Source organism: Geoalkalibacter ferrihydriticus DSM 17813 (genome assembly GCF_000820505.1).
Classification (GTDB): Bacteria; Desulfobacterota; Desulfuromonadia; order Desulfuromonadales; family Geoalkalibacteraceae; genus Geoalkalibacter; species Geoalkalibacter ferrihydriticus.
Genome location: NZ_JWJD01000019.1, coordinates 1 through 1873, shown reverse-complemented (window position 1 = coordinate 1873; position 1873 = coordinate 1). Strand labels below are relative to the sequence as shown.

The following is a 1873-nucleotide window of genomic DNA, read 5'->3' as shown; positions in this document are numbered from 1 at the left end:
ATGTCGTTGCTCGACGCGCTGATCTCGCCCATGGCCTGCACCATGGCCTGCATGCGGCCGCGACCCTGCTCGGCCGACTGCTTGGCCTCGGCCGACAGACGGTTGGCCTGGCCGGCGTTTTCCGCGCTCTGGTTGGTCTGGGAAGCCATCTGGTTCACCGAGGCGGAAATCTCCTCCAACGAACTGGCCTGCTCCGTCGCCCCCTGGGAGAGCGACTGGCTGGCGTCGGCGACCTGACCNGCCATCTGGTTCACCGAGGCGGAAATCTCCTCCAACGAACTGGCCTGCTCCGTCGCCCCCTGGGAGAGCGACTGGCTGGCGTCGGCGACCTGACCGGACCCCGTGGCGATTTGCTCGCCGGCGACCTGAATTTGCGAGATCACTTCATTGAGTTGACGGGTCATTGTCTGCAACGCTTTTCCCAATTCATCTTGATCGGATGACAGCGTGACCTGAACGTCCAAATTGCCCTGGGCTATCTGCTGTGCCAAATCGCTATGCTTTTTTTGAGAATCCGCCAGAAGATTGAGTTTTTGCACCAGTTCGCCGATTTCATCCCCACGCTTCAATGTCAGCCGTTGCCTCAAATCGCCCAGCGCCAATGCATTGACCATCCCTGCGGCCGACAAAATGGGTCTTGAAATACCGCGCGCAAAGTACCATGCGGCGGAAAGCCCGCCAAACGCCAGCATGACAAACACCACCAGAACTGCTTGATTCATGCGTTGAAGCCCACCGGCAATCGTTGCATCCGTTTGTGCTTGCGATATACCGATAAATACGATGCCAATAAGTTCGCCCGATGCGTCCAGCAAGGGATCATAGGCTGTTAGATAAGTGTCGCCCAAGATGACCGCCGGGCCAATATAGAGCTTTTTTTGCCGTACAGGTTCGTAAGCCGCGCTTTGTTGACCAAGGCGTGTGCCTACCGCCCGCTTGCCGTCCGCAGTCCTGATGTTGGTGAGAACACGGGTGAAATCGTTGCCTTCCCGCATAAAGATGGTCGCCACCACGCCAAGATCGCGCTGCATTTCATCAACCACGTCATATCTGCCGTCGAGAGCCTGGCCATCCTGGCCGACCAGCCGCCCGTCTTGAAGACGCACATGGCCAAAATGCCGCTGCAAATACAATAACGCGGAGCGCACATCACCTTCCAATTTGGCCGTACCCACTTCATCAACCAGATCGCGCGCCAGGTGAGAAGCCGCGACATACATGGTCACGCTAACCGCAACAGACGCAGAAACGAGCAAAGCCAAAGCGATCAACAAGATTTTTTTAAATAGATTCAACTTCATTTCATTCTCCTCTCATCGGCAGGATCAGTATCGACCGAACTCATCATCGTCCAGGGCAATGGCCGGTGGCGCACCCTTGGCGGCCTGGGTACCGTTTGCTCCTCCCCAGGCGGCCGAAGAGACGCTCGGGCGCTCTTGCGGCTTTCCTGCCGAGACCACGGCTTGCCGAGGTTCGGGGGAGGCTCCGCCCTGCCCCTTAAGCCGGAAGCGCTGCAAGAGTTGACGCAACTGCGCCGCCTGGCCCGAGAGTTCCTGCGCGGCGGCTGCCGATTCCTCGGCNCTCCGCCCTGCCCCTTAAGCCGGAAGCGCTGCAAGAGTTGACGCAACTGCGCCGCCTGGCCCGAGAGTTCCTGCGCGGCGGCTGCCGATTCCTCGGCACTCGCCGTGTTCTGCTGGGTCACCTGGTCGATCTGGCCCAAGCCCGTGTTGACCTGGCCGATGCCTTCGGCCTGCTCGTTGGCGGCTGCGGCGATTTCGCTCACCAGATCGGAGACCTTGGTGATGTTGGAGGCGATTTCATCGAGGGCCGCCGCCGTTTCCCCCGCGATGCCCTCGCCTTGACGGGTCTTGTT

General features: G+C 59.7%; 2 protein-coding genes and 1 pseudogene. All 3 read right to left on the bottom strand.

The features are described 5' to 3' along the window. Positions 1–1031 (bottom strand): Cache 3/Cache 2 fusion domain-containing protein (locus GFER_RS17290; RefSeq protein ID WP_459542349.1); only part of this gene is annotated, 1031 nt, incomplete at its 3' end. Between the two features lie 294 nt (positions 1032–1325). Continuing rightward, positions 1326–1529 carry a hypothetical protein gene (locus tag GFER_RS19470; protein WP_235264126.1) on the bottom strand — a complete coding sequence of 68 codons (204 nt, stop codon included), beginning with the start codon at positions 1527–1529 and terminating at the stop codon, positions 1326–1328. A gap of 227 nt (positions 1530–1756) precedes the next feature. Then, a pseudogene (locus tag GFER_RS19860) lies at positions 1757–1816 on the bottom strand (hypothetical protein); the annotation flags it as partial. Positions 1817–1873 lie beyond the last annotated feature (57 nt).